The organism is Desulfosporosinus youngiae DSM 17734 (genome assembly GCF_000244895.1).
Lineage (GTDB): Bacteria > Bacillota > Desulfitobacteriia > Desulfitobacteriales > Desulfitobacteriaceae > Desulfosporosinus > Desulfosporosinus youngiae.
The window spans coordinates 4,150,050-4,177,001 of sequence record NZ_CM001441.1 but is presented as its reverse complement, the minus strand read 5'-3'; the positions used below and the strand labels follow the sequence as shown (position 1 = coordinate 4,177,001).

The 26,952-nt window shown below is 42.7% G+C and carries 26 protein-coding genes and 1 pseudogene; 24 read left to right on the top strand and 3 right to left on the bottom strand.

The features are described 5' to 3' along the window. Positions 1-342: 342 nt before the first annotated feature. The 4 genes and pseudogenes from polC to DESYODRAFT_RS19295 all read left to right on the top strand — a co-directional run bounded on the left by polC (position 343) and on the right by DESYODRAFT_RS19295 (position 5,737). Positions 343-4,689 carry a DNA polymerase III subunit alpha gene (gene polC, locus DESYODRAFT_RS19305; RefSeq protein ID WP_007785630.1) on the top strand — a complete coding sequence of 1,449 codons (4,347 nt, stop codon included), beginning with the start codon at positions 343-345 and terminating at the stop codon, positions 4,687-4,689. A 222-nt stretch (positions 4,690-4,911) separates the two neighbouring features. After that, entirely contained in the window at positions 4,912-5,199 is a 288-nt protein-coding gene (locus tag DESYODRAFT_RS19300) for a type II toxin-antitoxin system RelB/DinJ family antitoxin (RefSeq protein WP_007785628.1), read from the top strand. Then, positions 5,192-5,338, top strand: a pseudogene (locus tag DESYODRAFT_RS27565) (type II toxin-antitoxin system YafQ family toxin); the annotation flags it as partial. The gene DESYODRAFT_RS19300 and the pseudogene DESYODRAFT_RS27565, both read left to right, overlap by 8 nt. A 189-nt stretch (positions 5,339-5,527) precedes the next feature. Next, positions 5,528-5,737 (top strand): DUF3102 domain-containing protein, encoded by a 210-nt coding sequence (locus DESYODRAFT_RS19295; protein WP_007785627.1) that lies wholly within the window; start codon positions 5,528-5,530, stop codon positions 5,735-5,737. Between the two features lies 1 nt (position 5,738). Here the strand turns inward: DESYODRAFT_RS19295 and DESYODRAFT_RS19290 are convergent, their stop codons facing one another. Beyond that, entirely contained in the window at positions 5,739-6,305 is a 567-nt protein-coding gene (locus DESYODRAFT_RS19290; protein WP_007785626.1) for a helix-turn-helix domain-containing protein, read from the bottom strand. A 156-nt stretch (positions 6,306-6,461) separates the two neighbouring features. On the opposite strand from DESYODRAFT_RS19290, the gene DESYODRAFT_RS19285 reads away from it, so the two are divergent. The 7 genes from DESYODRAFT_RS19285 to DESYODRAFT_RS19255 all read left to right on the top strand — a co-directional run bounded on the left by DESYODRAFT_RS19285 (position 6,462) and on the right by DESYODRAFT_RS19255 (position 12,367). Continuing rightward, positions 6,462-6,662, top strand: a complete 201-nt coding sequence (locus tag DESYODRAFT_RS19285; protein ID WP_007785625.1) for a helix-turn-helix domain-containing protein — start codon at positions 6,462-6,464, stop codon at positions 6,660-6,662. A gap of 237 nt (positions 6,663-6,899) precedes the next feature. After that, on the top strand, positions 6,900-7,073 hold the full coding sequence (locus tag DESYODRAFT_RS19280) for an aspartyl-phosphate phosphatase Spo0E family protein (RefSeq protein ID WP_007785624.1): 174 nt from the start codon (positions 6,900-6,902) through the stop codon (positions 7,071-7,073). A gap of 295 nt (positions 7,074-7,368) precedes the next feature. After that, positions 7,369-8,463 carry an iron-containing alcohol dehydrogenase family protein gene (locus DESYODRAFT_RS19275; RefSeq protein WP_007785623.1) on the top strand — a complete coding sequence of 365 codons (1,095 nt, stop codon included), beginning with the start codon at positions 7,369-7,371 and terminating at the stop codon, positions 8,461-8,463. Between the two features lie 43 nt (positions 8,464-8,506). Continuing rightward, the gene (hisC, locus tag DESYODRAFT_RS19270; RefSeq protein WP_007785622.1) at positions 8,507-9,619 is read left to right on the top strand and encodes a histidinol-phosphate transaminase; all 1,113 of its coding nucleotides are present in this window, start codon (positions 8,507-8,509) and stop codon (positions 9,617-9,619) included. Between the two features lie 55 nt (positions 9,620-9,674). Further along, positions 9,675-10,685, top strand: coding sequence for an ABC transporter substrate-binding protein (locus DESYODRAFT_RS19265; RefSeq protein ID WP_007785621.1), 1,011 nt, complete (start codon positions 9,675-9,677; stop codon positions 10,683-10,685). Positions 10,686-10,791: 106 nt separating this feature from the next. Then, on the top strand, positions 10,792-11,589 hold the full coding sequence (locus tag DESYODRAFT_RS19260; protein ID WP_007785620.1) for an ABC transporter permease: 798 nt from the start codon (positions 10,792-10,794) through the stop codon (positions 11,587-11,589). Between the two features lies 1 nt (position 11,590). Further along, the gene (locus tag DESYODRAFT_RS19255) at positions 11,591-12,367 is read left to right on the top strand and encodes an ABC transporter ATP-binding protein (RefSeq protein WP_007785618.1); all 777 of its coding nucleotides are present in this window, start codon (positions 11,591-11,593) and stop codon (positions 12,365-12,367) included. A gap of 279 nt (positions 12,368-12,646) precedes the next feature. Here the strand turns inward: DESYODRAFT_RS19255 and DESYODRAFT_RS28385 are convergent, their stop codons facing one another. Further along, on the bottom strand, positions 12,647-12,820 hold the full coding sequence (locus tag DESYODRAFT_RS28385) for a hypothetical protein (protein WP_157137219.1): 174 nt from the start codon (positions 12,818-12,820) through the stop codon (positions 12,647-12,649). 207 nt (positions 12,821-13,027) lie between these two features. Here DESYODRAFT_RS28385 and rarD point away from each other — a divergent pair, with 207 nt between their 5' ends. From rarD to hutI, 13 genes are all read left to right on the top strand, one after another. Continuing rightward, positions 13,028-13,966: an EamA family transporter RarD gene (gene rarD, locus DESYODRAFT_RS19250; protein WP_007785617.1), complete on the top strand. Its 939-nt coding sequence runs from the start codon at positions 13,028-13,030 to the stop codon at positions 13,964-13,966. 223 nt (positions 13,967-14,189) lie between these two features. After that, entirely contained in the window at positions 14,190-14,471 is a 282-nt protein-coding gene (locus DESYODRAFT_RS19245; RefSeq protein ID WP_007785615.1) for a type II toxin-antitoxin system RelB/DinJ family antitoxin, read from the top strand. Then, entirely contained in the window at positions 14,461-14,736 is a 276-nt protein-coding gene (locus DESYODRAFT_RS19240) for a type II toxin-antitoxin system YafQ family toxin (RefSeq protein ID WP_007785613.1), read from the top strand. Before DESYODRAFT_RS19245 ends, DESYODRAFT_RS19240 begins: the two co-directional genes overlap by 11 nt. A 50-nt stretch (positions 14,737-14,786) precedes the next feature. Further along, positions 14,787-15,026 (top strand): hypothetical protein, encoded by a 240-nt coding sequence (locus DESYODRAFT_RS28380; protein WP_157137218.1) that lies wholly within the window; start codon positions 14,787-14,789, stop codon positions 15,024-15,026. 535 nt (positions 15,027-15,561) lie between these two features. Beyond that, complete coding sequence (locus tag DESYODRAFT_RS19235; RefSeq protein ID WP_007785611.1) at positions 15,562-16,938, top strand: UbiD family decarboxylase; 1,377 nt, start codon at positions 15,562-15,564, stop codon at positions 16,936-16,938. 330 nt (positions 16,939-17,268) lie between these two features. Next, positions 17,269-18,273 (top strand): Bug family tripartite tricarboxylate transporter substrate binding protein, encoded by a 1,005-nt coding sequence (locus tag DESYODRAFT_RS19230; RefSeq protein WP_007785610.1) that lies wholly within the window; start codon positions 17,269-17,271, stop codon positions 18,271-18,273. Between the two features lie 55 nt (positions 18,274-18,328). After that, positions 18,329-18,757, top strand: coding sequence for a tripartite tricarboxylate transporter TctB family protein (locus tag DESYODRAFT_RS30005; protein ID WP_083842197.1), 429 nt, complete (start codon positions 18,329-18,331; stop codon positions 18,755-18,757). Positions 18,758-18,771: 14 nt separating this feature from the next. Further along, the gene (locus tag DESYODRAFT_RS19220) at positions 18,772-20,253 is read left to right on the top strand and encodes a tripartite tricarboxylate transporter permease (protein WP_007785607.1); all 1,482 of its coding nucleotides are present in this window, start codon (positions 18,772-18,774) and stop codon (positions 20,251-20,253) included. Positions 20,254-20,459: 206 nt separating this feature from the next. Next, entirely contained in the window at positions 20,460-20,999 is a 540-nt protein-coding gene (locus DESYODRAFT_RS19215; protein WP_007785605.1) for an RNA polymerase sigma factor, read from the top strand. A gap of 285 nt (positions 21,000-21,284) precedes the next feature. Further along, positions 21,285-22,286: an ornithine cyclodeaminase family protein gene (locus tag DESYODRAFT_RS19210; protein WP_007785604.1), complete on the top strand. Its 1,002-nt coding sequence runs from the start codon at positions 21,285-21,287 to the stop codon at positions 22,284-22,286. A gap of 49 nt (positions 22,287-22,335) precedes the next feature. Beyond that, positions 22,336-24,363 carry a urocanate hydratase gene (gene hutU / locus DESYODRAFT_RS19205; RefSeq protein ID WP_007785603.1) on the top strand — a complete coding sequence of 676 codons (2,028 nt, stop codon included), beginning with the start codon at positions 22,336-22,338 and terminating at the stop codon, positions 24,361-24,363. Positions 24,364-24,484: 121 nt separating this feature from the next. Continuing rightward, entirely contained in the window at positions 24,485-25,387 is a 903-nt protein-coding gene (gene ftcD / locus DESYODRAFT_RS19200) for a glutamate formimidoyltransferase (protein ID WP_007785601.1), read from the top strand. A gap of 34 nt (positions 25,388-25,421) precedes the next feature. Continuing rightward, positions 25,422-26,684, top strand: coding sequence for an imidazolonepropionase (gene hutI, locus DESYODRAFT_RS19195; RefSeq protein WP_007785600.1), 1,263 nt, complete (start codon positions 25,422-25,424; stop codon positions 26,682-26,684). Here the strand turns inward: hutI and DESYODRAFT_RS30000 are convergent. Further along, positions 26,601-26,936: a GGDEF domain-containing protein gene (locus DESYODRAFT_RS30000; RefSeq protein WP_427854328.1), complete on the bottom strand. Its 336-nt coding sequence runs from the start codon at positions 26,934-26,936 to the stop codon at positions 26,601-26,603. The two genes, hutI and DESYODRAFT_RS30000, sit on opposite strands and share 84 nt — an antisense overlap. Positions 26,937-26,952: the final 16 nt, after the last annotated feature.

Sequence of the window (26,952 nt, the reverse complement as noted above, 5' to 3'; positions counted from 1 at the left end):
TTTCATAGGACAGTCATTGGTGGTAAAATTAAATAAGACACGATTTAACGCCAAGTCGTGTCTGTTTTTTACCAATCAGAAAGCACCCCGCAATGTATACTTTCTGAAGGTCCCTTTCCGCCATCCCTGGCTGGCACATCAGCAACTAAGGCGGGGCCGCCGTCGCCTGCGGCTTTTGCGATAAGCTAACCCCTGCGAAGACGTGTCTTCGCTCCGCTAAGCTGACAGGTGCCAGGACAGTGTATGCAAGAAGGGCTAATACGTGCGAAGACAATGTCTTCGTGGGCGCTAGCCAAGTTTTCTTTAACCGGCAATAATTTTTAGGAGAGACTTAGAAGTGCCATGAAACGAATAAGTGAAATTTTTAGTGATTATAAAACAGAGGGTAATATCAAGACTGCTATTGTACAAGCAGTGGTTTTAACCAAAAGTACAAAAACTCTGGAGATGAAAATCAGCTCTGATCAATACATTGAAACCAGAGAAATTGAAGCCCTTAATCAGTTTATCAGAGAACGATTGGTTTTAAATGATTCAATTATTACGGTAATGTATACTGAGGGAACCCCTAGAAAGCCCTTGGAAGAGGCACTCCAAGATATTTTATGCTTATTGGCGGATAAACATCCGGTCTTAAATGGAGCGTTCAAAAATAGTGACCATGAAATAGCCCAAGATGATACGATCAAATTTACCTTTAAAACGGCAGTATCCTACTTATTAAAAGCGAGGGGTTACGATAAAGTAATCCAAGAGACCATAAGAAACCTCTATGGCGCTACTTATCAGATCAAGTTTGTGGATAACGTAAGCAGTGAAGAATTAAAAAAGCTGCGGGAAGATACCCAAGAAAGTGAAATTCTGCTTCTGCAAAAGGAAGTGGCTGCACCATCCAGCCATAATGTCCATGAATTACCGAAGGAAGCCGGGCCCATAAAACCGGAAAATAACGGTGAAAAGGACGGGAAAAAAGCCGATCCTTCCTTGATCTTGGGCAGAAATTCGAATATCAAGGATACGGTCATTAAAATTACGGATATCACACCTGATGAAGGCAGGATTGCTATCCAGGGCGAACCATCCAATATCGATGCCAAGGAATTGAGAAGCGGCAAAACCTTAATCTCCTTTGATTTATATGACGGCTCAAGTTCCATGACCTGTAAGGCGTTCCTCAAGCCTGGTGAAGATGGAGAGGTATTAGCCAGGCTTAAAAAGGCTAAGGGTGTCAAGCTTGCCGGAAATGCCGGCTTTAGCCAGTTTTCCGGGGAAATTGAGCTTATTGCTAATACGATCGTAGAAACAGCCGGCATGAAGAAGGCTCAGCGGCAGGATAGGGCAGAGGTGAAGCGGGTCGAGCTGCACATGCATACTCAAATGAGTCAGATGGATGCCATGACCAGTGCCACTGATCTGATTAAAAGAGCCATGAGCTGGGGTATGAAATCCATTGCTATTACGGATCATGGTGTAGTTCAGTCTTTTCCCGAGGCCCATAAACTCTTAGGACGAGATAATCCGAACATGAAGGTTATCTATGGAGTCGAGGCTTATTTGGCACCGGATAAAAAGCCATCAGTAACCAACGTCAAAGGCCAGGGGATTGATACCACCTATTGTGTGCTGGACTTGGAAACCACCGGCTTCTCAGCGGTAACCGAAAAAATCACGGAAATCGGAATCATGAAACTCAAAGACGGTAAGGTCATCGACCAGTTCAGCTGTTTTGTCAATCCGGAAAAGCCGATACCGGCAAGGGTCATAGAGGTTACCAACATTACCGATGATATGGTAAAAGATGCCGAAACCATAGACCAGGTCTTTCCTAAACTGCTGGAATTTATTGAGGGAAGCGTTTTGGTGGCCCATAACGCTGAATTTGACATGGGTTTCTTAAAGCATAATGCTAAGGTTTTAGGCTATGACTTTGATTACACCTATTTGGATACCTTATCCTTGGCTAAGGAGCTCTTTCCGGATTATAAAACCTATAAATTAGGAAGAATCGCCAAGAACTTAGGCTTTAAGGTGGAGGTAGCTCACAGGGCCTTAGACGACGTGGATACCACGGTTAAAGTTTTTAAAGTTATGCTTGAAAAGCTGAAGCAACGGGGAGCAGAAACCCTTGAGGATATCGAGCTCTATGGTTCTGATGAAGATGCGAAGAAGGCAGAGTATAAGAAGCTTAAAACCTATCACGCCATCATCCTAGCCAAGGACTATGTGGGATTAAAGAATTTATATAAGCTGGTTTCCTATTCCCATTTGGATTATTTTTATAAGAAACCCCGGATCTTAAAGAGCCTTTATAAAAAATACTCCGAAGGGTTAATCCTGGGCAGTGCCTGCAGTGAAGGCGAGCTTTACCAGGCCATCTTACTGGGAAAATCCAATGAGGAAATTGAAGCCATTGCCAGGGCCTACGACTATTTAGAAATCCAGCCTCTCGGGAACAATGATTATTTAATCAGAACAGAGCAGGTACCCGACCAAGACTATTTAAAGGAAATCAACCGCAAAATTGTGGCTCTGGGTAAAAAATTAAACAAGCCTGTGGTTGCCACGGGTGATGTTCACTTCCTGGACCCGGAAGATGAGATTTACAGGAGAATCCTGGAAGCCGGTCAAGGCTTTAAGGACGCCGATAATCAGGCCCCCTTATATTTAAAAACCACCGAGGAGATGCTTAGGGAATTTTCCTATTTAGGAGCGGCAAAGGCCTATGAGGTGGTGGTAACCAACACCAATCTGATAGCCGATATGTGCCAGCAGATCAGTCCTATTTCAGCCGAGAAGTGTGCGCCTCATATTGAAGGCTGTGAGCAGACGATTAAGGATATTACCTATGAGAAGGCCCATGCCCTCTATGGAGACCCCTTGCCGGAAATTGTTCAGCAAAGGCTGGATAGAGAGCTGGATTCCATCATCAAAAACGGCTTCTCTGTTATGTATATCATCGCCCAAAAGCTGGTCTGGAAATCCAATGAGGATGGCTATCTGGTCGGCTCTCGTGGATCGGTTGGTTCATCAGTGGTTGCCTATATGACCGGCATTACGGAAGTCAATGCCCTGCAGGCCCATTACCGCTGCCCCAGTTGCCGGTATTCGGACTTCTCGGATCATGGGGTTAAAATCGGCTTTGACCTGCCGGATAAGGTGTGTCCCGTTTGCGGAGAAAAACTGGCCAAAGATGGCATCGATATCCCCTTCGAGACCTTCTTGGGCTTCAATGGCGATAAAGAGCCGGATATTGACTTGAACTTCTCAGGAGAATATCAGGCCAAGGCTCACAAATATACAGAGGTTATCTTTGGCAAGGGTACCACCTTTAAAGCCGGAACCATCGGTACGATCGCCGAAAAAACAGCCTTCGGCTATGTGAAAAAGTATTATGAAGAAAAAAGCCGTACCGTAAGCAAGGCAGAAACCCTGAGAGTCTCCAAGGGTTGCACCGGGATCAAAAGAACCTCGGGGCAGCACCCGGGAGGAATCATCGTCGTACCGAAGGGACGGGAAATCTTTGAATTTTGCCCCGTCCAGCATCCTGCCGATGACTCCAATTCGGATATCATAACCACCCATTTTGATTATCACTCCATTGATTCGAACCTTTTAAAGCTGGATATCCTGGGTCATGACGATCCGACGGTTATACGTATGCTTCAGGATATCACCGGAGTAGACCCTCAAAAGATACCCATGGATGATCCGAAGACCATGTCCATCTTCTCCTCCACGGAAGCCTTAGAGGTAACCCCGGAGCAGATTAATTCCAAGGTCGGAACCTTTGGAATTCCTGAGTTTGGCACTAAGTTTGTCAGAGGAATGCTTTTAGATACCAGGCCTAAAGCTTTCGAAGATTTAATCTGTATATCCGGACTTTCCCACGGTACGGATGTCTGGCTGGGAAATGCCAAGGACCTGATTGATGCGGGAACCGTGACCTTAAGTGAAGCCGTGTGTACCCGGGATGAAATTATGACCTATTTAATTAAAAAGGGTCTGCCGCCCAATACGGCGTTTAAGATCATGGAGCTGGTGCGTAAAGGAAAGGCTCTGTCCAACCCGGAAAAATGGGCGGAATATGAAGCTTTAATGAGAGAGCATAAGGTACCGGAGTGGTATATCGATTCCTGCCGGAAAATAAAATACATGTTTCCTAAAGCCCATGCAGCAGCCTATGTCATGATGGCCTTCCGCATAGCCTGGTTTAAGGTGCACATACCCCAGGCGTATTACGCAGCCTACTTCAGCATTCGGGCCAAGGCCTTTGACGCTGAGTTTATGATCTTCGGCAAAGAAAAGGTTAAGGCCAAAATGAAGGAAATTGAGGAGCTGGGTAACACTGCCACCCCTAAGGATAAGGATATGTACGATGATTTGGAACTGGTTTTGGAAATGTATGAGAGGGGCTTTAAATTCCTGCCCATTGATTTATACAAATCCCATGCCACGAGGTTTCTGGTTGAGGAAGAGGGCTTAAGGCCGCCCATCAACAGCATATCCGGCATGGGAACGGTGGCAGCCGAAGGACTGTATAACGCGGCCCTGGAAAAGCCCTTCAACTCCATAGAGGATGTCAAGAAACGGGCTAAAATTGGGAATTCTACGATTGATGTACTGCGGAAATTCGGCTGCTTTAAGGGAATTCCGGAAAGTGATCAGATGAGCCTTTTTGATGTGATTTAAGGAAAGTGATAAAAAAGTATAACAAGCCACCGTTCACATTTAACGGTGGCTTGAAAAGTTTAAGTGGCTAACTGGTTTAAAAAGGCCGCAGTTGCTTGGCAACCAGTACAATGTGTATAAAAACAGAGGAAAGAATAGAGTGGAATAATACGTGCAATGTACTTACATTGCACATAATTTTGCATTAAAATGTATATAATAAATCGTAAGGAGGCATTGCATATGGCTGAAACGACAAATTTAAGTATCCGCATGGATAAGGAACTGAAAGAGCAGGCAGAACAGCTTTTTTCTGAATTGGGTATGAATATGACGACGGCATTCAATATCTTTGTCCGGCAGGCTGTACGGCAGGGGAAAATACCCTTTGAGATTTCCCTGAATGTTCCCAACGCCGAAACAATAGCGGCTATGGAAGAAGCCGATAAAATAAGCCGCGACCCGAAGGCAAAACGCTATTCGAGTTTTGAAGAACTGGTAGCGGAGGTTCAGAATGAAGTAGAAAAATAAGAACCATGCGCTGTCTGGGAATTGGACCGGGCATAGAGAGTGCCATATTACTCCCGATTGGCTTTTGGTTTACAAGCTTAGCGCCAATATTTTAGTTTTGACGCTTACCAGAACAGGTACGCACAGCGACTTGTTTTAGCTGTATGCTATTGTCGATTATAATTAGGGAATTCCTAATTCTGCTTATGTTGATTCCGAAAATTAATTTATAGAAGTAATTCGCCATAACGTTTGCAGTTTCTCGCAAACTGATTAAGAATAGTACTCGTACTTTACCGAAATGCCTTATCTTTGGAGGTTAAGAATCTGCTTCCCCATGGATGGAGCAATGGTTGAAGGAATCGGTCAGCGAACGGTCGGCAGGCTGATGCAGCTCTTCGAAGAGTATGGGACGAAACCACTTGACTCCCCCGACAGTGATGGCAATCCAAATGCGTCACTGGTGACGCATTTGACCTACAATAGTATGATTATTCACATTATTCTTATTGCGTTCAGAGTTCTATGTGTTAACCAAACTCCGCAAAGTGAGGTCTAGCCTAATTGTCTTTACGGTATTTATTAAGAATGAATTCTTTGAATTCTTCAAGGGATTTTTTCGCTTCTTCCGGCAGATCCTTCAAGGGGTCGTCTGAAGGGTAAGCAGCTAAACTACTGTAACCTTGTTGGCTTTCAAGTAAATAAGATCTTGGTTCAGTGATTCGCCCGAGGAGAAAGTCAACAGAACAAGTCAGGCTCTCTGCCAAAGCTTTCAAAGTGGAGGGGTCAGGATTTTTTTCACCGGTTTCAAATTGTGATATTTCGGTTAGAGGTAGGTTAAGACTTTCGGCTAATTGTTCTAGTGAGATATCATTTAGTTCACGTATCATCCTTAGTCTGCTGGGAAAATAAGATTCTTCAATTACAGAGTGCTCTGTCCGCCCTAATAGGAAATCAGTAGAGACTTTAAAATAATCCGCAATTCTTTGCAGAGTATCATAATCAGGTTTACGCCTATCTACTTCATACTGTGCATACGTACTTCGGGACATACAAAGTATTTTTGCCAGTTCCTCTTGGGTGAGTCCGAATTTATTTCTTAGCTGTTGCAGCCTTTTCCCTAACATTATAACGTCCTCCTCTCTATTATAGTATAGTCGCAATAAGCGACATTTAAAATAAGTGTCGCGAATCTCAACAAAAACGTTGACAGTCGCGAATTGCGACTGTATTATTAAGGTAGATTTAAGTCGCGTTACGCAACGTGACAAAGGGGGGGGATTGTGGCTGAATTTGGCAAGACGAGGCTGTGGCTAATAAAATGTCGGGGAAATTTAACACAGCAACAAGTTGCAAATAAAGCAGGAATAAGCAGATCATATTATGCAGAAATTGAGTCAGGCAACAAAAACCCTGGTGTTAAAACAGCTAAAAAACTTAGCAGCGTTTTAATGTTTGATTGGACTATTTTTTATAAATCATGAGAATTATGTATTAAAGTAAAGATTCTCATAGTATTAAACTTAAACTTTACCTAAATAACCGGGTATAGGTTGAACTGGAGTTAATGATGAAGAACGTAAAAGTATCGGAGGGGGCTGTCATAAGCGCTTTCCTTATTTGTTTATTCTTCATGAAACGTAAAATCAAGTCCTCGGTATTGCCGGGGACTTGATTTTTAGGCGCACTAATCCCCAAAATAATAATTAGCGGAGGATAGTATGTCTGAGATCAGCGAATTGATAGAGCGAATTGAAGAATTACGCCTGAACATGATAAAGACAAAAGAGGGAAGAGCTTATACGGATCCGGTAGTTGTAGCTGCAAGTCAAGAGTTGGATCATGTCTTAGACTTGTATCAAGAGATGCTAATGAAAAAAGCGGGGAACGGTTAGGTTAGCGACCGGATTTCCATTTTTTTTAGAAGCAAAAAGTGCGGCAGTTTTTGCTCCAATCTTAAAAAGCGAAAAGAACAAACCACCGTCACACAGGCGGTGGTTTATTACAGTTTTGGCTAATTCTTTATCAAATGGTTCCGCACGACAACCTTAAGTGGCGGTTATATAGAAGTTGTCGTCGTAGAACCGACAAAAGATGGTTGACAGGCTCAAAGAATCTGCGTAGAATTAGAAGAGTTTGAATAAAATTGCACAAAAACGTATAAATTCGCGGGCAACCTGGAGGAGTAGCATGAAAATTGTTTCCGGACATGGTAACTATATTCGAGGGCAAGGATTGATCGGTCAAATCGGAGAGTATGTAGGTGCTTTTGGTAAAAAGGCCTGCCTTTTTGGCGGAAAAACAGCCTTGAGCCTCACATCAGATCCCATTAGTCAAGACCTTTTGCAACAGGGCATCGAGTTGCTTCCGCCCATCTGGTATGGGGGAGAATGCAGTGAAAGGAATATAAACAACCTAAAAAGTCAAGTTGAGGAGTTCCAGCCTGAGGTTTTGTTGGTCGCGGGCGGCGGAAAAGCAATCGATACTGTGAAAGTATTGGGGTACCTAATGAAACTCCCGGTGATAGCAATTCCCACCATCGCTTCGACTTGTGCGGCAGCGACATGTATATCCATTCTCTACGATGATAAGGGAGAGTATCTTGAGATTAGCCGGCGATCGAAAGCCCCTGATCTGATCCTGGTTGATACACAAATTATACTTGAAGCACCGGTTCGCTATCTGACGTCAGGAATTGGGGATACGCTGGCAAAATGGTTTGAATCTAAAGCATCCAACCAAAAAGCCCAGCCGAATGCCTTTAACAACGGTGCTGTTGTGTTAGCACGATTTGTCTATGAACTTCTCTTAAAAGAAGGGAAACGTGCTGCCGAGTCGATTCATCAGAGAGTCATTTCAAGGGAACTGGAAGATGTTATCGATGCCATTATTGCCGTGAGTGGCAGTATCAGCAACTATGGCGGTGATGATTGCCGGACAGCCGCAGCCCATGCCGTCTATTCCGGCTTGACCATTTTCCCGGAAGTTCATGAAGTATACCATGGAGAAATCGTTGCCTTTGGAATACTGACCCAATTGGCTCTCGAAGGTCGTCCGGATGAAGAAATCCTTGAGGTCATCGCTTACTATCAGCAAGTCAATTTACCGAAGACCTTAGGTGAGATGGGGATTGATTCTTCTCTCATCTCCGAGGAACAATGGCAAACTTTGGGCAGTGTTACCGTTGAAATTGAGGATATGGCGAATATGCCCTTTGAAGTCACTCCGCAAATGGTGATTGATGGAATTCATCGTGCAGATCAACTGGGGCGCACAGCGGTCTAAAATCCAAGCAATTATTGCTTTGCGGGGAGAAGGAGAGAATTTTATGAACATAAACAACATCGTCCGCAAGGTTTATCCTAAGTTAACACCTTATAAGTGCAAGCTGGCGGATCTACCAGTCGAAGAGATTAAAGCGATCCTCGGAAAAGAGACGGTCTACAAGTTATCCTTCAATGAAAGTCCTTTAAGCCCGTCGCCTAAGGCGATCCAAGCCATGACAGAGTCCCTTGGCAAGCTAAACCTTTATCCCAGTTCGTCAGGCGATCCGATTATGAAGAAAATCGCTGAGATTGAGGGAGTCGGCCCGGAGCAGGTTATTCTCTCCAATGGTGCTGATGAGATGATTATCCTCATTGCCCAAACCTTTTTAGAGCCGGAAGATGAAGTCATCATACCAAAGCTAAGTTTCATTCAATACCTTGCGGCCACGAATCTCATGGGAGCGACACCCGTCTTTTCTCAAATGAACGAGGATCTCTCCTATGACTTAGACGATATACTGAGCAAAATAACCTCGAAGACTAAGGTTATCTTCTTGTGTAATCCGAATAATCCAACCGGTACCATCATGCCTAAGCATGAGCTTGTAAAGTTTTTAAGCAAAGTACCGGAGCAAATCCTCGTCGTTATCGACGAAGCTTACCAGGAATACGCTGGTTTACCCGAATTCGAATCCGGGGTTCGTCATTTAAATCAGCACAGATTCCTCTTTGTAGTCCGTACTTTTTCCAAGGCTTACTCATTGGCCGGTGCGAGGCTTGGATATGGTATCGGGACCCCGGAGGTGATCGCTGCCATCAATCATGTTCGCCCGCCCTTTAACGTCAATGCAGTTGTTCAGGCGGGAGCCTTAGCGAGCTTGGATGATTTTGAGCATCTTCAAAAGGCGAAGGTCCTCAATGATCAGGGTAAACAGTTGATTTATGAAGCTGCTGAATCATTGGGATTACCCTATCTGAAAAGCTATACTAATTTTGTTTACATTGATACCAAAATCGATAGTGATCTGGTTTTTGAAAAATTAGCAGAGTATGGTGTGATCGTAAGAACGCTCAAGGGTTATGGTCTGGATACCTCCATTCGTGTATCCGTAGGAAAGCAAGAAGAAGTCCTTGCTTTTGTTGAATCCTTTAAGGAAATAATGCTCCAAGCGTAACGGTTTGCAAAGTATTTATTAGGCAGATGTGCCCAAAGATGGAAGGAGAATCGACATGAAAAAAATTGTATCCCTGATTCTGGCTCTTGTTCTGGTACTTGGTTTAGCAGGTTGTGGTGCCTCGAATACCCCTAAAGAGCAACCTAAAGATGGTCAAGCTTCGGCGGAAAAAACACCCTTAAAAGTGACATTGCCAACTTGGACCGGTTATGGCCCCTTATTCCTTGCTCAAGAAAAAGGACTCTTTAAAAAACACGGTGTGGATGTTGAGCTGAGCATTGTCGATGGTTTGGCGGAGCGCAAGCAAGCTTTAGCCGGCGGCAAGGTTGACGGCATGGCAACGGCTCAAGACGTTCAAGTAACACTGGCTGCTTCGGGAATTCCTGTTCAGGTTGTCTGGCTGTTAGATGATTCTTTCGGCGGGGACGGGGTCTTAGTAAAGAAAGAAATCACATCAGCTGCGGATTTAAAAGGAAAGAAAGTTGCTTTTGAAGTCGGTTCAACAAGTCACTTGCTGATGCTGACGGTATTAAAGAAAGCGGGATTAACAGATAAGGATGTCGAAGTTGTACCCATGTCTGCCGGAGACGCCGGAGCCGCTTTTGTAGCCGGTAAAGTCGATGCGGCGGTCACTTGGGAACCATGGCTCTCTAAAGGAGCAAATGCCGATGGCAAGATATTAGTGTCTACGAAGGATCTCCCAGGGATTATCGTTGACAGCATTAGCTTCAGACAGGAAATCGTTGAAAAACGTCCGGACGATGTTAAGGCCTTTGTTGCCGCAATGGCAGAGGCCATGGACTATTGGAAGGCCAATAAAGACGAATCCGATCAAATTATGGCAAAAGGCCTAAAAATTGATTTGCAAGAGTTTACCTCTACAGTTCCTGGTCTCAAGTTCCTTAATAAAGAAGACAACAAACAGATATTTGGAACAAGTGCCAATCCAGGTTCGATCTATCAGGCAACCAAGAATGATATTGATTTCTATGTCGAGCAAAAGATCATCGAGAAAGCTATTACTCCGGAAAGTATCATCAATTCCAAGTTTGTTGAAGGACTTTAGGAATGAAGTAGGGAGTGCCCGCAAGGGCCTCCTTATTTAATATTTAACACCCAAAGATCAAAGTTCAGAACCGGGCACTTAAAACACATTGAAAGGGGGAGTCGCCATGTGGAAAAATATCTTTGCTCCGAAAAAGGAAATCTCCAAGCCTCTTTATTCCTCGGCAGGACTCTTGGCCTTCATACTATTTATCCTTATGTGGTCAACACTTAGTTATACGGGAATTGTAAATCCTCTATTTCTGCCAAGTCCCGGGAAGGTCATTGATACGGCGATTGATCTGTTTGCTCAAGGGGATATCATCGCTGATATAGGAATCAGTTTTACAAGGGTGAGCTTGGGCTTTTTGATGGCTGCAATGATCGGGGTTCCCCTGGGGATTCTTATGGGGACGCTTCGCATCGCGGAAGGTTTTTTTGAACCCATCATGGGTTTTATTCGTTACATGCCTGCTTCAGCGTTTATCCCCTTGTTCATTCTGTGGATTGGTCTCGGTGAAGGGGAAAAAATGAGCGTCATTTTCTTTGGAACGTTTTTTCAGTTAACCCTGATGGTGATGGATGTCACCAAGAATGTTCAGAACGAATTAATTGAAGTATCTTATACCTTAGGAGCCAGTAAATCTCAGATCTTCAGCAAGATAATCCTGCCTGCATCTCTGCCGGGTATCGTAGATACTTTAAGAATTACCTTTGGGTGGGCCTGGACCTATTTAGTGGTCGCTGAAATTGTGGGTGCGTCGAGTGGTTTAGGGTATATGATCATGCAGTCCTCCAGATTCTTACGGCCTGATAAGATTTTTGTGGGTATCATAATCATTGGTTTATTAGGCCTCATGACAGATATTATTTTCAAGTTCATCTATCGAACTTCCTTCTCTTGGATGAGAAAGGAGGGAGTGTAAATTGGATCACAAATTAGTCATTGAGCAGGTGGGCAAAGTATATTCGACCAAGGGCGGAGAAATGGTTGCTCTTGATCGAACCTCGTTTAAGGTAAAAGAAGGTGAGTTCATCACGATTCTCGGACCTTCAGGGTGCGGCAAATCCACCATATTACGGATCATAGCGGGACTTGAAGAACCAAGTTCGGGAAAGGTATACCTTGATGGACATGAGGTCAAAGGCCCGGGCGCTGAGCGAGGTATGGTATTCCAATCCTACACACTTTATCCTTGGTTAACTGTGGAAGATAATATTGCTTTTGGCTTAAAGCTTAAGGGAACCTCTCAAAAACAATGTAAAGAAGTGGCTCAGCATTATCTTGAGCTGATCGGATTAAACGGGTTTGAAAAACACTATCCCATCCAACTGTCCGGGGGGATGAAACAGCGGGTGGCGATTGCTCGTGCGCTGGCTAATGATCCGGAAATACTCTTAATGGATGAACCTTTTGGGGCCCTGGATGCTCAGACTCGGAGCATCATGCAGGAAATCCTGCTCAAAGCATGGGAGGAGTCAAAAAAGACGATTCTCTTTATCACCCACGATGTGGAGGAGTCCATCTTTTTAGCGGATTCTGTTTATGTTATGACAGCCAGACCAGGACGCTTAAAAGAGAACATTCCGGTTGATCTGCCCAGACCCCGGGATTATCAGATGAAGAACAGCTCAGAATTCCTAAATCTTAAGACGCGGTTACTGGGTCTTATTCGCGAAGAAACCTTGAAAGCCATTAAGTAAAGTCCGGACGAAGACGTTGGGCTTTTTGGGAAAGGATATTTTTGGAGATTGGCCATAGATTAGATTGAGTATATAGCTTTACTGATGGTTTTTGGGAGATTATGTCTGCCAAATTTTCCATCAGTTTTTTATATATCAAAGTAGCCGCCCATGCCGACTACGGCACCATCAGATGATGAAAATAGATCCTTTGGGTCGGGCGGCTTCGTCCACATCCGTGCAAGATTAGTTAATTCGTGCGAAGACAGTGTCTTCGTACCGCAGCACTCCGAGGCTCGCTCACTCGCCGGTGCGGGAGCTACCTTCAGCGGATACGTATTCTTTGGGGATAGCCGCTTCGGCGAAAATGTCCACCGGACATTTTCGTGCCAAACCTCCGGGTAATACCTGATGTGAACCCGTGGCTCCGTTTCCCCGCACCGTCTTGTGGGCTTTTACCGCCTCTCCATGCAATGGGTTCGCTTCTGTGGACGAAGCTGCCCTGCTTGCGGGTCTGGGGATTTTTCTGCATGTCTTTTGTGGGTCTTGATTTTTCAGGGTAGTCTTTTGAGGGGTTCCTCGTTAGATTTTTTCGAGGGCAGGATAAATGTGAAAGAGGTAGTCTTATTTAATTATTTCGTGTAGAATGTAAGTCAATGGCTGGATTGGAGATGTTTGTCGTTGAATAAATTGATGTGTGCTCTAAGTGAACGATCTCAAAGGATGGGAGTCCTCTATGCAATTTTGGCTTATACGATTTGGGGAATCCTTCCCTTGTTTTGGAAAGCCTTGAAGCAAATCGGGGCAGGTGAAATACTTGCTTCCCGAATATTGTGGTCTTTCGTTTTTTCGTTGCTGATTCTCATAATCCTCAGAGGCTTAGGAGATCTCAAAAATGCTTTTTCAAACGGCAAAACCATATTAAGTGTGTCTCTGGGGGCCTTGTTCATTACTGCTAACTGGTTTATTTATATTTGGGCGGTTAACAGCAACCGGGTCATAGAGACAAGTCTGGGGTATTATATTAATCCCTTATTCACGGTTCTATTAGGTGTCATTGTTTTGAAAGAGCGGATCGATCGTTGGCAAATCGTCTCGTTATTATTAGCATTGTTAGGTGTCATTATCATTACGGTTCAATATGGAAGGGTTCCCTGGGTGTCCCTGTTGCTGGCAATTTCGTTTGGTTTATATGGGCTGGTTAAGAAGCTTTCAAATCTTACTTCAATTATCGGTCTGACCATGGAAACTATGATTATTGCCCCGCTGGCTTTAGGGTACATAGTTTATAAACAGGTTGAAGGAACGAGTTCATTAGTTGCCTTGTCTTGGGAGGTTTCAATACTGGTAGTACTTACGGGAGTGGTAACTGCCATACCCCTTTTATTATTTGCCCAGGGAGCCAAATGTGTACCCTTATCAACCCTGGGGTTTATTCAATATCTGGCTCCCAGCATTGCTCTTATCCTGGGGATCTTCTTGTTTAAAGAAGACTTTAGCAGGGTAGATTTAATCAGCTTCGGACTAATATGGATGGCCTTGGGGATATACTCTTTTTCGAGGAAGAATTTCCTTGATTTCAGTATTAATAAACGGTTTCTTAGATTTTTTCGTGTATAAAGTGCTGAAGCAAGTGTAGCCGCCGCCCAGGCAGCGGTTAACAACAAAGACCAATCAAAGTAAGGCTAAAATAGGTTAGCTGAAGAAAGGATAAAATACTTAAGTTTGAAAGAATAAAGTAGTTATAGCTATATGAAGGATAGACTATTTTTATGTGCATTGTATTTGCGATGCACATTTTTTGTGTTAAAATATATAATGATAGTAAAGGGAGGGAAGTTAAATGTCCGAAACCACAAATTTAACCATTCGCATAGATAAAGAACTTAAGGAGCAGGCAGAACAGCTTTTCTCTGAATTGGGTATGAATATGACGACGGCACTCACAGTCTTCGTCCGACAAGCTGTTCGGCAGGGGAAAATACCCTTTGAAGTTTCTTTGAATATTCCGAATTCGGAAACGATAGCGGCTATAGAAGAAGCCAATAGAATAAGCCGTGACCCAAGTGCAAAACGCTATTCAAGTTTTGAAGAACTGATAGCGGAGGTCCAGAATGAAGTATGAGATTCTATCGACAGGTAGATTCAAAAAGGACTTAAAGACAATTATTAAGCGAGGATACAATATCCAGTTACTGCAGGGTGTTGTTTCTCTGTTGGCAGCCGGAATCCCGCTGCCGGAAAAAAATAAAGACCATATGTTAACAGGTGATTGGACCGGGCATAGGGAATGTCATATTACTCCCGACTGGCTTTTAATTTATAGGGTTGACAACGATGTTCTAGTTTTGACCCTTACCAGAACAGGTACTCACAGCGATTTGTTTTGATAATATATACTAGAGTTCAGGAGGACTGCCCGACATGGGCAAGAGGGCAAGTGAACTCGCTTACGCTAAAGCTGAACATCGGGGCTTCGGTAGGGGATTCTACCTCCTTCGCCGCTAAGATTTCTATTGGGAAAGGCGGCTCGGCGAAACCCTATCCTACGCCGGTAAGTATTCCTATAGGGATCACGGCTCCGGCGATACTCTCCGCAGGAGACTATCGTACTGGAGGCTTTCGTCACCGAAGTGGAAATCGGAACACCCACTTAAAGAAGTGGGAGTCTCGGAATTGATCAAAATGCCAAAAGCAAAAAGAGGTATTTTAGATTACAATCCAATTAGTAAGTTTAATTTATCCGATGACTACCAGCCGTAAAACTCCCATCTTCTATAAGTACGAAGCATCCAGTGACGAAATCCGGGTGAGGGTTTCGCCCAAGCCGCCTACTCCAAAGAAAAGCATAACGGCGCAGGTTGCTTTCGCCGAACCGCAAACTAGACAGAACAACTTTAGCGGTGAGGATGAGATAACGGCTGCTACGTCCCTTGATAAGTTCTTCTAAGCTTCAGCTGGAGTAAGTATTCCTCTTGGGCAAACTCCATCTGAAGCTAAGAATCACTTGATACTCAACAAGCCAAAGAAATGGGCGGTCCTAAAACATATTTTAATGAACATTAGTAGGAAAATGCGAATTAGTACGATTTTGTGAAGTTGTCATCCTGAGCGTGAAGTATTTCCAAGAAATAAATTGTCTTAATATGTAGAGAGGATAATCTGGTCTGATTGACTGGATTATCTTTTTATTGTGAATAAAAGGTGGAATTAACATGTCACAGGATTTACGAAAATTTATAAGTGCATATGAGACTGCTTTTCCAGGAGAAGTATTAAGAATCAATCATGAAATAGACAAAAGATATGAACCTACTGCGTTAATAAAGGAGCTTGATAAGAAAAACAGGCAGCCGATTGTGATCTTCAATCATATTAAAGATTCAAGCATTCCGGTTGTTACAAATATTCTAGCCTCCAGGAACAGCATCGCATTTTCCCTAGGCATAAAAGAAGAAGAACTGGTAAAGCAATGTGCGAAAAGAGTAAAGAATAGATTTACGCCAAAGGTGCTGCCAGATGCTCCGTTTAATGATAATTATAGGACCAATGAGCAGATAAACCTATATAATTTCCCTATATTTACCCATTATCCCGTTGATGCGGGTCCATATATTACCGGAGGTTTAGTAGTTGCCAGGGATCCGGATACCGGAGCTGCCACATGTGGCTATCATAGAATGCAGTTAAAGGATAAAAACAAATTGGGCATAAGCCTGCATTCTCGAAAACGCCTATGGGATTATTACCGCAGAGCAGAAGAAGCGGGTAAGAATCTTCCGGCTGCTGTGGTATTTGGTGTTCATCCGGCCATATCATTGGGCGCAATGGCCGTATTGCCCTTAGACCAGGGTAAGTTTGACGTAATTGGTGGCTTGCTTGATGCACCTGTGGAGCTTGCTGATTGTAAAGATATTGATGTGCAAGTCCCATACTGGTCGGAGATTGTCATAGAGGGCGAAATCATGGCAGGTGAACGGGAGAAGGAAGGCCCATTTGCTGAGTTTACTAACTACGCTGCATTTAGGAGTACGGAAAATGTATTTAGGGTTAAATCAATATCTTATCGAAATAATCCTTTATTCCAATCGATTACAGGTGGTATGTCCGCCGAGCACAATAATATCATGGCGGTACAAAGAGAGGGCGATGTATTAAAATCCTTAAATGAAGGCTTGCCCAATATAAAAAAAGTAAATATTCCGATGTCAGGCTGCGGCTTTTTCCACTGTTATATTTCTATGAAAAAGTCTGCGGAAGGCCAGCCAGTGCAAGCCATTATAAAAGCTCTTTCCCTTGATCATAACCTTAAACTGGTTATCGTAGTTGATGAAGACGTTGATGTTTCTGACGAGACTAGTGTACTATGGGCGGTGGCAACCAGAGTACAGGCGGACAGGGATGTTTTAATTATTCCTCAGCACCAGGGAATGGGCTGTACGCTTGATCCTTCAAGTGATGAATTAAGCAGGTCATCTAAAATGGGCATTGATGCAACTAAACCCTTGAGTGGTTTTTCTGGTACGAGCTTATATTTACCTGAAGAGCAAATAGAAAAAATGAAAAAATTGCTGAAAAATATTGGATATTGATATGAGAGATGTAAAGTCATTGCTTTGAAAGCACCACATGCATCCCTCAGGATGACATAGTGCTTAATTATCCTGCGAATTTTACAATTTTTTAACAACCTCTAATAGGGCTGTTAAAAAAATAGAAATTGGGTTATATTTTTTGAAGTAAATATTCTTTAAAATGTGTCTAATAGTTAAGAGTATTTAGCAGAAGCAGAGCATCTGTCTAGATGCTTTTCTATTTTAAATTATGATGTGAATAGTTTTTCCAGCTTAGGAGGTGTAAGCAAAAACAGCTAATGCTAAGGCAGGTAGTATAATTAATTTACAAGGAGGAGGTTATTTTATATGAAGAAGTTTTCCTTTGTGTTGTTAATACTAATATTAGTATTTGGTGTAGTGGGATGTACATCCAATACGCCTCAGACTGGACCGGAAAAACAAGAGGATCAAGGGGCACAAGCAGGTTACCCAACAAAAGCAATACAACTAATAGTACCTTATGCGGCTGGGGATAATTCGGACCTGAGCGCACGGACCATGGCGGACAGAGTTGGTTCAATATTGTCCCAACCAATGGTAGTAGTAAATAAACCGGGCGGCGGCGGAAGCATCGGTGCGGCCGAAGTTGCCAAGTCAGCTCCCGACGGACATTTGATATTAAATGGTTCCTATGGTTTAATTACAGCAAAACCCTATATGGAAGAAGTAGGCTTTAGCTATGAAAGCTTTAAACCTATTGCCCAATTTACGGAAATACCTCTTGCCCTAGCTGTAGGCAAGAATGCACCATTTAGAACATTACCAGAGTTTGTAGATTATGCAAAAGCAAATCCTGGAAAAGTAAGAGTTAGTGTACCGGGTGCCGGAACTATTCAGCATATTACCATGCTTGGTTTTTGCAAGGATTTGGGAATTGATATGAAAGTCATGCCCTATGAAGGCGGCGGTCCTGCCTTGACAGCAGTTCTTTCCAAGGATGTTGATGCAATATTCGTGGGAGCAGGTGTACTTGTAGGCCAATATACTTCCGGAGATATTAAAGTAATAGGTGCAACCAGCCCGGAACGACTTGACATCATGCCTGATGTGCCTACCTTTACAGAACAGGGGCATGATTTACTTGCCGGTGTGTGGTTTGGGGCTTTTGCTCCTAAAGATACTCCGGATGAAGTAATTAAAACCTTGGAAAAAACCTTTAAAGAAATTTATGATATGCCGGAAGTACAGGAGCAATGGAAAAAACTAAACCTGCAGCCATCCTTCTTGAATTCAGAAGAATTCTCTGAGCGGGTTAAACAGGATGCTGAAAAGACTTATAATATCTTAAAAGAATTAGGCAAAGCAAAATAATTCACGAGGAGGACCTTTTTAAGGTCCTCCCCACTGTAATTGCAAAAGAGGTGTTATGCATATGCGAGATCAGGACATCACAATGGGGATAGGTTTAGTACTGTTATCAGTGATGGGGGTTGGTTTTTCCATACAGCTTCCCAATGATGACTTTGGATTATCCCCAGGTTTTTATCCAACCTTTTTATTTGCCTGTTTAGGTGTTTGCGGACTTATTCTAGTTTGGCAGGGTTGGCGGAGGAGTGAGAAGGTTCCCTTACCCTCCTTTCTAAATAAGAGGCTTTTAACAATAATTGTACTTTTATTTAGTTATATCTTTTTACTGCAACTCATTCATTTTCGCGCTGCAACTTTTCTATTTGTTCTATTTACCATGTATTTTCTGGGTACCAGAAAACCTGTTTTACTGATATTGGTTCCTGCTTCCAGTACCTTTATTATTTATTGGTTATTTGTTTATGTTTTTAAGACTGCAATCGTGTAACAGGGGGATAAAAGATGCAGATTGACATGATACAGCAGCTTCAAGAGGCAATTATAAGGACAATTTCACCGGAAACTCTTCTTTGGATATTAATCGGCGTTTTCGTAGGAATAGTGTTTGGGGCGCTGCCGGGCTTGACAGCAACAACAGGTGTGGCGATATTTACTCCTTTGACCTTTTATATGTCTTTTGAAGTTTCTATGGCACTTTTATTGGGTCTTTTTTGTGGCGGATACTTTGCGGGGAGTATTCCGGCAATTTTGATTAAAACACCTGGTGCTCCGGGAAACGCTGCGACCATTATGGACGGTTATCCAATGGCGGCAAAGGGCAGAGCGGGAGAGGCCTTAGCCTTGTCAACCGTTTCATCAGTTTTTGGCGGCATTTTTTCCGCAGTTGCCTTAGTATTGTTTGCCCCTTTATTAGGGAATTTGGCAACAAAATTTGGTTCTGCAGAGTATTTTGCCATCGGAGTTTTAGGCTTGGTATGTGTGGCCAGTGTTTCCGGAAAATCTATCGTTAAAGGAATTGCCGCAGCAATTTTCGGCATGCTTCTAGGATCTATTGGCATGGACCCCATCAGTGGTGTACTGCGCTTTACCTTTGGAAACCCAAATTTGAGCGGAGGTATCGCCTTAGTTCCGGCGCTGATTGGTTTTTTTGCTATTACAGAGGTTCTGTTAAAGGTAGAGGATTTCTCTGATATCAATACGCAAAATATATTGAAGGTAAACAAGGTATTAACTAATTTAAAAGATTGTTTTAAATACAAGTGGCTGCTGGTAAAAAGCGCTGTAATCGGTACTCTGATTGGGGCATTACCCGGTACAGGACCCACTATTGCCTCATGGGTCAGCTATAACGAAGCAAAAAGAGGTTCAAAAAATGCTAAAGATTTTGGGACGGGAATTCCGGAAGGAATAATTGCCAGTGAGGCCTCGAATAACGCCGTAACCGGCGGGGCGATGATTCCCTTATTGACCTTGGGCATCCCTGGAGATACCGTAACAGCTATTTTATTAGGTGCCCTGATGGTACAGGGTATCACCCCAGGGCCGATGCTGATAGAACAGAATTACGGTTTGGTTGCCTCCATTTTAATCATCCTGATTATTGCCAATTTATTCATGTTAGGTTTAGGTTTATTAGCCAGTAAAATGTTTCCCTATTTGGTAAAAACCCCGCAGCCTATCTTAATTCCCCTGATCATAGTCCTATGTGTCGTGGGAGGATATGCCAACGGAAGCTCATATTTTGATGTTCAAATCTTAATGATTATGGGTATTGTTGGATTTATTCTGATGAAATATGGTTTTCCGGTGCCGCCAATTGTCTTGGGATTAGTTCTGGGCCCGATTATTGAACCCAATTTTAGAAGGGCTCTTATTTCCGCAGATATGAACCCGCTCATTTTTTTCCAAAGGCCCATTAGTCTTACGTTAATCATATTAACTGTGGCTATATTGTATTTTTTACTAAAATCCCCCAATAAATAGGCTGATATAAAAGCAATCCCTAAAAACCACAGAGGTTTGTTCTGTGGTTTTTAGGGCAGGGTAGATACAAATTTATAAATATTTATTTCTTTATAAATATATTAAGCTGCTGTACAATTAATAAATGTTGAAATTTAAATTGCTGCTTGTTTTAGGCAATGTTAATTTATTTTAACATAATTCAGACTTATTGAGGGGGTCTCTGTATGGAATTGACTGATCTTGAGCTGGTAAATATGACTTTAATGGGTGATAACAAAGCATACGATGAGTTGGTGAAAAAATACCAGACACAAGTATATCTGTATATTTGTAAGATTGGCTGCGATCCAGAGGATGCGAAGGGTGTGACCCAGGGAGTTTTTCTTAAAGCGTTCTTGTCATTAAATAAGTTAAAAAACCCCTCAAAAATAAGGTCCTGGCTGTATACAATCGCTACCAATAGATATCGCAACTGGGAGCGTAAAAATAAATATATCAGTGTTTCTATTGAAGATAATATAGACTACAAAGACGATATTACTCCCGAGGAAATGTATTTGAAAAAGGAAAATGTTAAAGAAATAAAGAATGTATTGGATAACCTGGAGGATAAATACAAAGAAGTCTTATTACTCCACTATTATCATAACTACAGTTATGTGCAAATTGCCCAAATAACCGGTTTAAATATTCGTACAGTGGAAACAAGAATATATCGGGGCAGACAATTAATAAGAAACCGGGCAGCGAAAATAGCATTATAATAATATTGTCATTCTTTTATTTGAAGTATTTAATTAATAAAATGTGTCTTATACAATAGATGCCTAAAAGATACCCAAAAGATATCTGGCTTAACGCCGGGTATCTTTTTTGGTCTATCAGAATTTATAAGTTTTGGGGACTAGGTAGGTTCTTTTGTTTGTCATTGCTATAAAAGCAACTTAAGCGCTATGTCATCCTGAAGGAGGAACGAGTGAAGGATCTAGATCCTTCGCTTAAGCTCAAGGATGACAGAATAATCTTAATTAAATTAGGGGGTTTGAAAAATGAAATCACTGGAATTTATGTTTGTTAATGCCAAGGATATTGAAAAAATGAACCTGACAAATGAAGAAATAATGAAGGCTGTGGAAGACAGCTTGTTAGCCCAGGGAAATGGTCAGGTAGTAATTGAACCAAGGGAGCATTTGATCCCCAATCCTGAATTCCAGGGACATTTCAACATATTAAGAGGTTATGTTGAACCTCTTAATGTAGCGGGGGTAAAGGTTGTCGGAGACTATGTAAATAATTATAAGATTGGCCTCCCCTCGGAGCTGGCTTTGGTGACACTTTATGATCCTCGGACAGGCATGCCTTTGGCGATTGTTGATTGTACAGAAATCACAAATATGCGTACCGGTGCCTTAACTGCCTTGGGTGCCAAATATCTGGCCAGGAAGGATTGCAAAGTATTAGGTCATCTGGGTTCTAGAGGAACTGCCTGGTGGAATGTTGTTTTGTTGGACAGTATTTTTGATTTTGAAGAGATCAGAGTTAACAGCAGAAGACCGGAATCTATGAATGATTTTGCCCAGAGGTTAAGCGACCATCTTGGTAAACCTGTTAAGGCTGTCGAAAACAGTGAAGAGTGCCTAAAGGGTGCGGATATTATGGTTGAAGCAACGAGACTGATCGAGCCTCAAGCTTTGTTAAAGACGGAATGGGTTACACCCGGAACCTTTGTGGTGCCTTATGGAACAATAAGTGCCGTGGAGTTTTCCCTAACCGATGTCATGGATAAAATGGTTGTTGACGATTGGGGTCAATGTAAAGGCGGTAAATTTGGCAGCCTGCGCCGTCATGTAGATGCGGGTAAATTATCCGCGGAAACCCTCCATGCCGAACTGGGTGAAATCGTCTCAGGGAAAAAAGTGGGACGGGAAAATGATGAAGAGAGAATCCTCTTCTGGCACAGGGGGTTATCCTTGAATGATATTGCCCTTGGTCATTTAATCTGGGAGAAGGCGAAAAACCTTGGGTTAGGGACCATGATTGAATATCGTTAAGTCATGATTTCATCACACCTGTTTGATATGTTAAGGGAGGTCGAAAGTAATGACAAGTAACTATGACATCGGACAAGCAATGACCATAAAAATAGATGCAGATCTGCCGGAAATGTCTGAATTTGCCGCAGGTATCAGAAGGGCGCCCGACAGAGGGTTTAAGCTGACAGCAGCTCAGACCCAAACAGCTTTGAAAAATGCCCTGCGTTATGTACCGGAAGAGCTTCATGAGCAGCTGGCCCCGGAATTTTTAAATGAATTGGTAACTTACGGGAGAATTTATGCTTATAGATTTCGTCCCGCGGGGAGAATTTTTGGTAAGTCTATAGATGAGTATTCAGGGAAATGTATGGAAGGTAAAGCCTTCCAGGTGATGATTGATAATAATCTGGATTTTAATGTAGCCCTTTACCCTTATGAGCTTGTTACCTATGGAGAAACAGGGAGTGTATGTCAAAACTGGCTCCAGTATAGATTAATAAAAAAATATTTGGCAGTAATGACCCAGGATCAAACCTTGGTTATAGAATCGGGGCACCCTCTGGGACTCTTCCCCTCCAAGCCTGAAGCCCCAAGGGTAATTATTACTAATGCCCTGATGGTTGGTATGTTTGATAACCAGGAAGACTGGGAAACTGCAGAACAGATGGGTGTGGCCAATTATGGGCAGATGACTGCCGGAGGATGGATGTATATAGGCCCTCAGGGTATTGTTCATGGAACCTACAATACCCTGCTTATTGCAGGCAGAAAAATTCTGGGTATCCCCTCGGATGGAGATTTAAGGGGTTGCTTGTTTATTTCTTCAGGCTTGGGCGGTATGAGCGGTGCTCAACCCAAGGCCGTGGAAATAGCAAATGGTGTGGGTATAATCGCGGAAACAGATTATTCCAGAATTAAGACCAGACATGATCAAGGCTGGGTAAGCAAGGTTTCCTCAGATTTGAGGGAAGTATTTAAGATCGCCGCTGAGTATCAGGAAAAGAAAGAACCGGTTTCTATTGCTTATTATGGAAATATAGTTGATTTGCTGGAGTATGCTGTCGAAAACAATATTAAAGTGGATTTGCTGTCTGACCAAACCTCCTGTCATGTGCAGTATGACGGCGGCTATTGCCCTCAGGGAGTAACCTTTGAGGAAAGAACAGAGCTTTTGGCCAAGGATAGAAAAAAATTCCGGGAGCTTGTGGACAAAAGCTTACAAAGACAATTTGCCTTAATCAAAATTTTGGCGTATAGGGGCACATATTTCTTTGATTATGGCAATGCCTTTATGAAAGCCGTTTATGATGCCGGGGTAAAGGAAATCTCCAAAAACGGTATTGATGAAAAAGATGGATTTATTTTCCCCTCCTATGTTGAGGACATTATGGGACCGGAGCTGTTTGATTTTGGCTATGGTCCCTTCAGATGGGTTTGTTTAAGCGGCAATAATGAGGATTTAATTAAAACAGACCAGGCAGCTATGGATTGTATTGATCACAACAGGAGATTTCAGGATCGGGATAATTATAATTGGATTAAAGATGCAGCCAAAAATCAACTGGTTGTGGGCACACAAGCCAGAATCCTGTATCAGGATGCCGAAGGAAGAGTAAAAATCGCCCTTAAATTTAATGAGATGGTACGAAATGGGGAAATAGGCCCCGTGATGTTAGGCAGGGACCATCATGATGTCAGCGGCACTGATTCCCCCTTCCGGGAGACAGCTAATATCAAGGACGGCAGTAATGTCATGGCGGATATGGCAGTCCAGTGCTTTGCCGGTAATGGGGCAAGAGGTATGAGTTTAATAGCTCTGCATAATGGAGGCGGCGTTGGGATTGGAAAAGCCATCAACGGCGGCTTTGGCTTGGTTCTTGATGGTTCGGCCAGGGTGGACAGTATTATTAAATCGGCGATGCTGTGGGATGTGATGGGGGGAGTTGCCCGTCGGTCCTGGGCCAGAAATAGTAATTCCATAGAAACAAGTATTAATTTTAATAAAAATTATACGGGAACCGGCCACATTACCATACCCTATATACCGAATGGAGAGTTGATTGATCAACTGGTTGCTGGGGTTTTTAACAAATAATTTTAAATGTAAAAAAGAGTATATCCTTAATGAAGGAAAGCAATTGCAGGAGGAAATACTTAAAGCAGTGCATGATAAATTAGGCTGTTAATCGGGGTTTAATGAAAGCGAGGATAAAGAAATGTCACAACTTATTGAATGCATTCCTAACTTCAGTGAAGGACGGCGAACTGAAGTTATTGAGGCGATAGCAGAAACGATTAAATCTGTTCCCAATGTGATCTTATTGGATTATTCTTCGGATTACAGCCATAATAGAAGTGTTTTTACTTTTGTAGGTAAACCTGAGTCCGTAATTGAGGCTGCTTTCTTATCTGCGAAAAAAGCGTCTGAGCTCATCGATATGAACGTTCATACAGGGGAGCACCCCCGTATGGGCGCCGTTGATGTCATCCCCTTTGTTCCGATAAAATATGTAACAATGGATGAGTGTATTAATTTTTCCAAGCAATTAGGAGAAAGGCTTGCTTCAGAGCTTTCTATTCCGGTGTTTTTATATGAGGAAGCTGCGGTGAGTGCTGAAAGAATAAATTTGGCCAATATCCGCAAGGGGCAATTTGAAGGGATGAAAGAAAAAATCAAAGACGCTGATCGGAGGCCTGATTTTGGGGCACAAGAAGTCCATCCCACGGCAGGTGTCACCGCAGTAGGGGCAAGAATGCCTCTGGTGGCGTACAATGTGAATTTAAATACAGCAGATCTAAATATATCCAAACAAATTGCCAAGACAATCCGGGAAAGCAACGGTGGTCTTAAGTATGTCAAATCCATCGGGGTAATGCTGGAGGACCGGAACATAGCTCAGGTTTCCATAAATATGACCAACTATGAAGTTACACCTTTATACCGGGTTTTTGAACTTATTAAAATAGAGGCACAAAGGTATGGGGTTAATGTCATAGGCAGTGAAATTATTGGTCTTACGCCGATGAATGCTCTGATAGACTCCGCAAAATACTATTTACAGCTGGAAGAATTTAATGAGAAAAAACAGGTTTTGGAAAACTGCTTGTTAAGCAGCTAAAGATGGTTTTAATGCTTGAAAGTAGGTGCAGCAAATGAACAAAAAACCGGATTTACTCATTAAGAATATTGGTTTACTGGCCACACCCCAAGGTAATCGCAGCTTAGCCGGTACCGACCAGAGGCAAATTAAGTACATTAAAAATGCCTATATTTTAGTTTCCGGACAAGATATTGTAGAGCTTGGGGAAGATCATGAATTACCCAGTCAAAACATTTCAGCGGATAATATTACCATCATAGATGCCCAAGGTTTGCTGGTGACACCGGGTTTGGTTGATGCCCATACCCATCTTGTTTTTTCCGGCTGGAGGCAGAAGGAGTTAGCATTAAAGCTTCAGGGTGTTCCGTATCTGGAAATATTAAAAATGGGTGGAGGTATTCTAAATACTGTCCGGCATACCCGGGAAGCAGACTTGGCTGAATTAATCAAGAATGGTGAAGTAAAGATTAGAAGGATGTTAGCGCACGGCACAACCACATGCGAGGCAAAAAGTGGTTATGGGCTTAATTTCGCAGATGAAATTAAATCTTTAAAAGCCGCCGTGGAACTAAACAAACTAGGTATTATTGATATTGTTTCCACATTTCTCGCGGCGCATGCCATACCTGAGGAATACAAGAATAACAAGGAAGAGTATATCAGGCTTATCATGGAAGAGATGATCCCTGTGGTAAGCGAAAACAGACTGGCTGAGTTTTGTGATGTTTTTTGTGAAGAAGGGGTATTCAGTCTGGAGGAATCAAGATTAATATTGGAATGCGGCAGAAAATATGGCCTGATGCCCAAAATGCATGCTGATGAGATAAACCCTTTAAATGGGGCAGGCTTGGCAGCTGAATTGGAAGCTATTTCCGCTGATCATCTGATCCAGGCCACAGATGCCGGTATAGATGAAATGGCGAAGAAGGGTACCATTGCCGTATTATTGCCCGGGACATCATTTTACCTGGGGGAAAATTTCGCTAGAGCGAGAACCATGATTGATAAAGGTATTCCGGTGGCTGTGGCCAGTGATTTTAACCCGGGCTCCAATCCCAATGAATCACTGCAATTACCGATGAATATCGCCTGTCTAAAGTATAAAATGCTGCCTGGGGAGGTACTTACCGCAGTTACTTTAAATGCTGCGGCAGCTATTAATAGAGCAGCTGCCATAGGCAGCATAGAGGTGGGTAAAAAGGCCGATATTGTGATTTGGGATGCCCCTGATTTAGCTTATATATTCTATCGTTATGGGACAAATCAGGTTAAGATGGTTATTAAAAATGGAAAGCTTGTTGGGCAAGGCAACTAATGGTGTTACAATCCGACAGCTGGTAAGAGTGATAGGGGTAAGCAAGTATCTGGTTGAAAAAGCATATTCTTCTCCACCTAATCTGCCAATAACATCTGCACATCTAATTTCTTCTACCAGTACTTTTGCAAGATGCTGAAGCACCTTATCTCCATTTATATGACCATATGTATCATTTATAGTTTTAAACCTATCTATATCTATTATAAGTATTGATATAAGCTGAGTTGAAGCAGCATCAGTGTTATTTATTATTCGATCAAAGGCA

Coding starts and splice junctions, on each gene's coding strand:
- DESYODRAFT_RS30005 (WP_083842197.1), top strand. CDS start 18,329: ATGCATATGCGAGATCAGGACATCACAATGGGGATAGGTTTAGTACTG.
- DESYODRAFT_RS19240 (WP_007785613.1), top strand. CDS start 14,461: ATGAAGTATGAGATTCTATCGACAGGTAGATTCAAAAAGGACTTAAAG.
- hutU (WP_007785603.1), top strand. CDS start 22,336: ATGACAAGTAACTATGACATCGGACAAGCAATGACCATAAAAATAGAT.
- DESYODRAFT_RS19245 (WP_007785615.1), top strand. CDS start 14,190: ATGTCCGAAACCACAAATTTAACCATTCGCATAGATAAAGAACTTAAG.
- DESYODRAFT_RS19300 (WP_007785628.1), top strand. CDS start 4,912: ATGGCTGAAACGACAAATTTAAGTATCCGCATGGATAAGGAACTGAAA.
- DESYODRAFT_RS19290 (WP_007785626.1), bottom strand. CDS start 6,305: ATGTTAGGGAAAAGGCTGCAACAGCTAAGAAATAAATTCGGACTCACC.
- hisC (WP_007785622.1), top strand. CDS start 8,507: ATGAACATAAACAACATCGTCCGCAAGGTTTATCCTAAGTTAACACCT.
- ftcD (WP_007785601.1), top strand. CDS start 24,485: ATGTCACAACTTATTGAATGCATTCCTAACTTCAGTGAAGGACGGCGA.
- DESYODRAFT_RS19220 (WP_007785607.1), top strand. CDS start 18,772: ATGCAGATTGACATGATACAGCAGCTTCAAGAGGCAATTATAAGGACA.
- DESYODRAFT_RS19215 (WP_007785605.1), top strand. CDS start 20,460: ATGGAATTGACTGATCTTGAGCTGGTAAATATGACTTTAATGGGTGAT.
- DESYODRAFT_RS19230 (WP_007785610.1), top strand. CDS start 17,269: ATGAAGAAGTTTTCCTTTGTGTTGTTAATACTAATATTAGTATTTGGT.
- DESYODRAFT_RS19280 (WP_007785624.1), top strand. CDS start 6,900: ATGTCTGAGATCAGCGAATTGATAGAGCGAATTGAAGAATTACGCCTG.
- DESYODRAFT_RS19275 (WP_007785623.1), top strand. CDS start 7,369: ATGAAAATTGTTTCCGGACATGGTAACTATATTCGAGGGCAAGGATTG.
- hutI (WP_007785600.1), top strand. CDS start 25,422: ATGAACAAAAAACCGGATTTACTCATTAAGAATATTGGTTTACTGGCC.
- DESYODRAFT_RS19235 (WP_007785611.1), top strand. CDS start 15,562: ATGTCACAGGATTTACGAAAATTTATAAGTGCATATGAGACTGCTTTT.
- DESYODRAFT_RS19295 (WP_007785627.1), top strand. CDS start 5,528: ATGGTTGAAGGAATCGGTCAGCGAACGGTCGGCAGGCTGATGCAGCTC.
- DESYODRAFT_RS19265 (WP_007785621.1), top strand. CDS start 9,675: ATGAAAAAAATTGTATCCCTGATTCTGGCTCTTGTTCTGGTACTTGGT.
- DESYODRAFT_RS19210 (WP_007785604.1), top strand. CDS start 21,285: ATGAAATCACTGGAATTTATGTTTGTTAATGCCAAGGATATTGAAAAA.
- DESYODRAFT_RS19260 (WP_007785620.1), top strand. CDS start 10,792: ATGTGGAAAAATATCTTTGCTCCGAAAAAGGAAATCTCCAAGCCTCTT.
- polC (WP_007785630.1), top strand. CDS start 343: ATGAAACGAATAAGTGAAATTTTTAGTGATTATAAAACAGAGGGTAAT.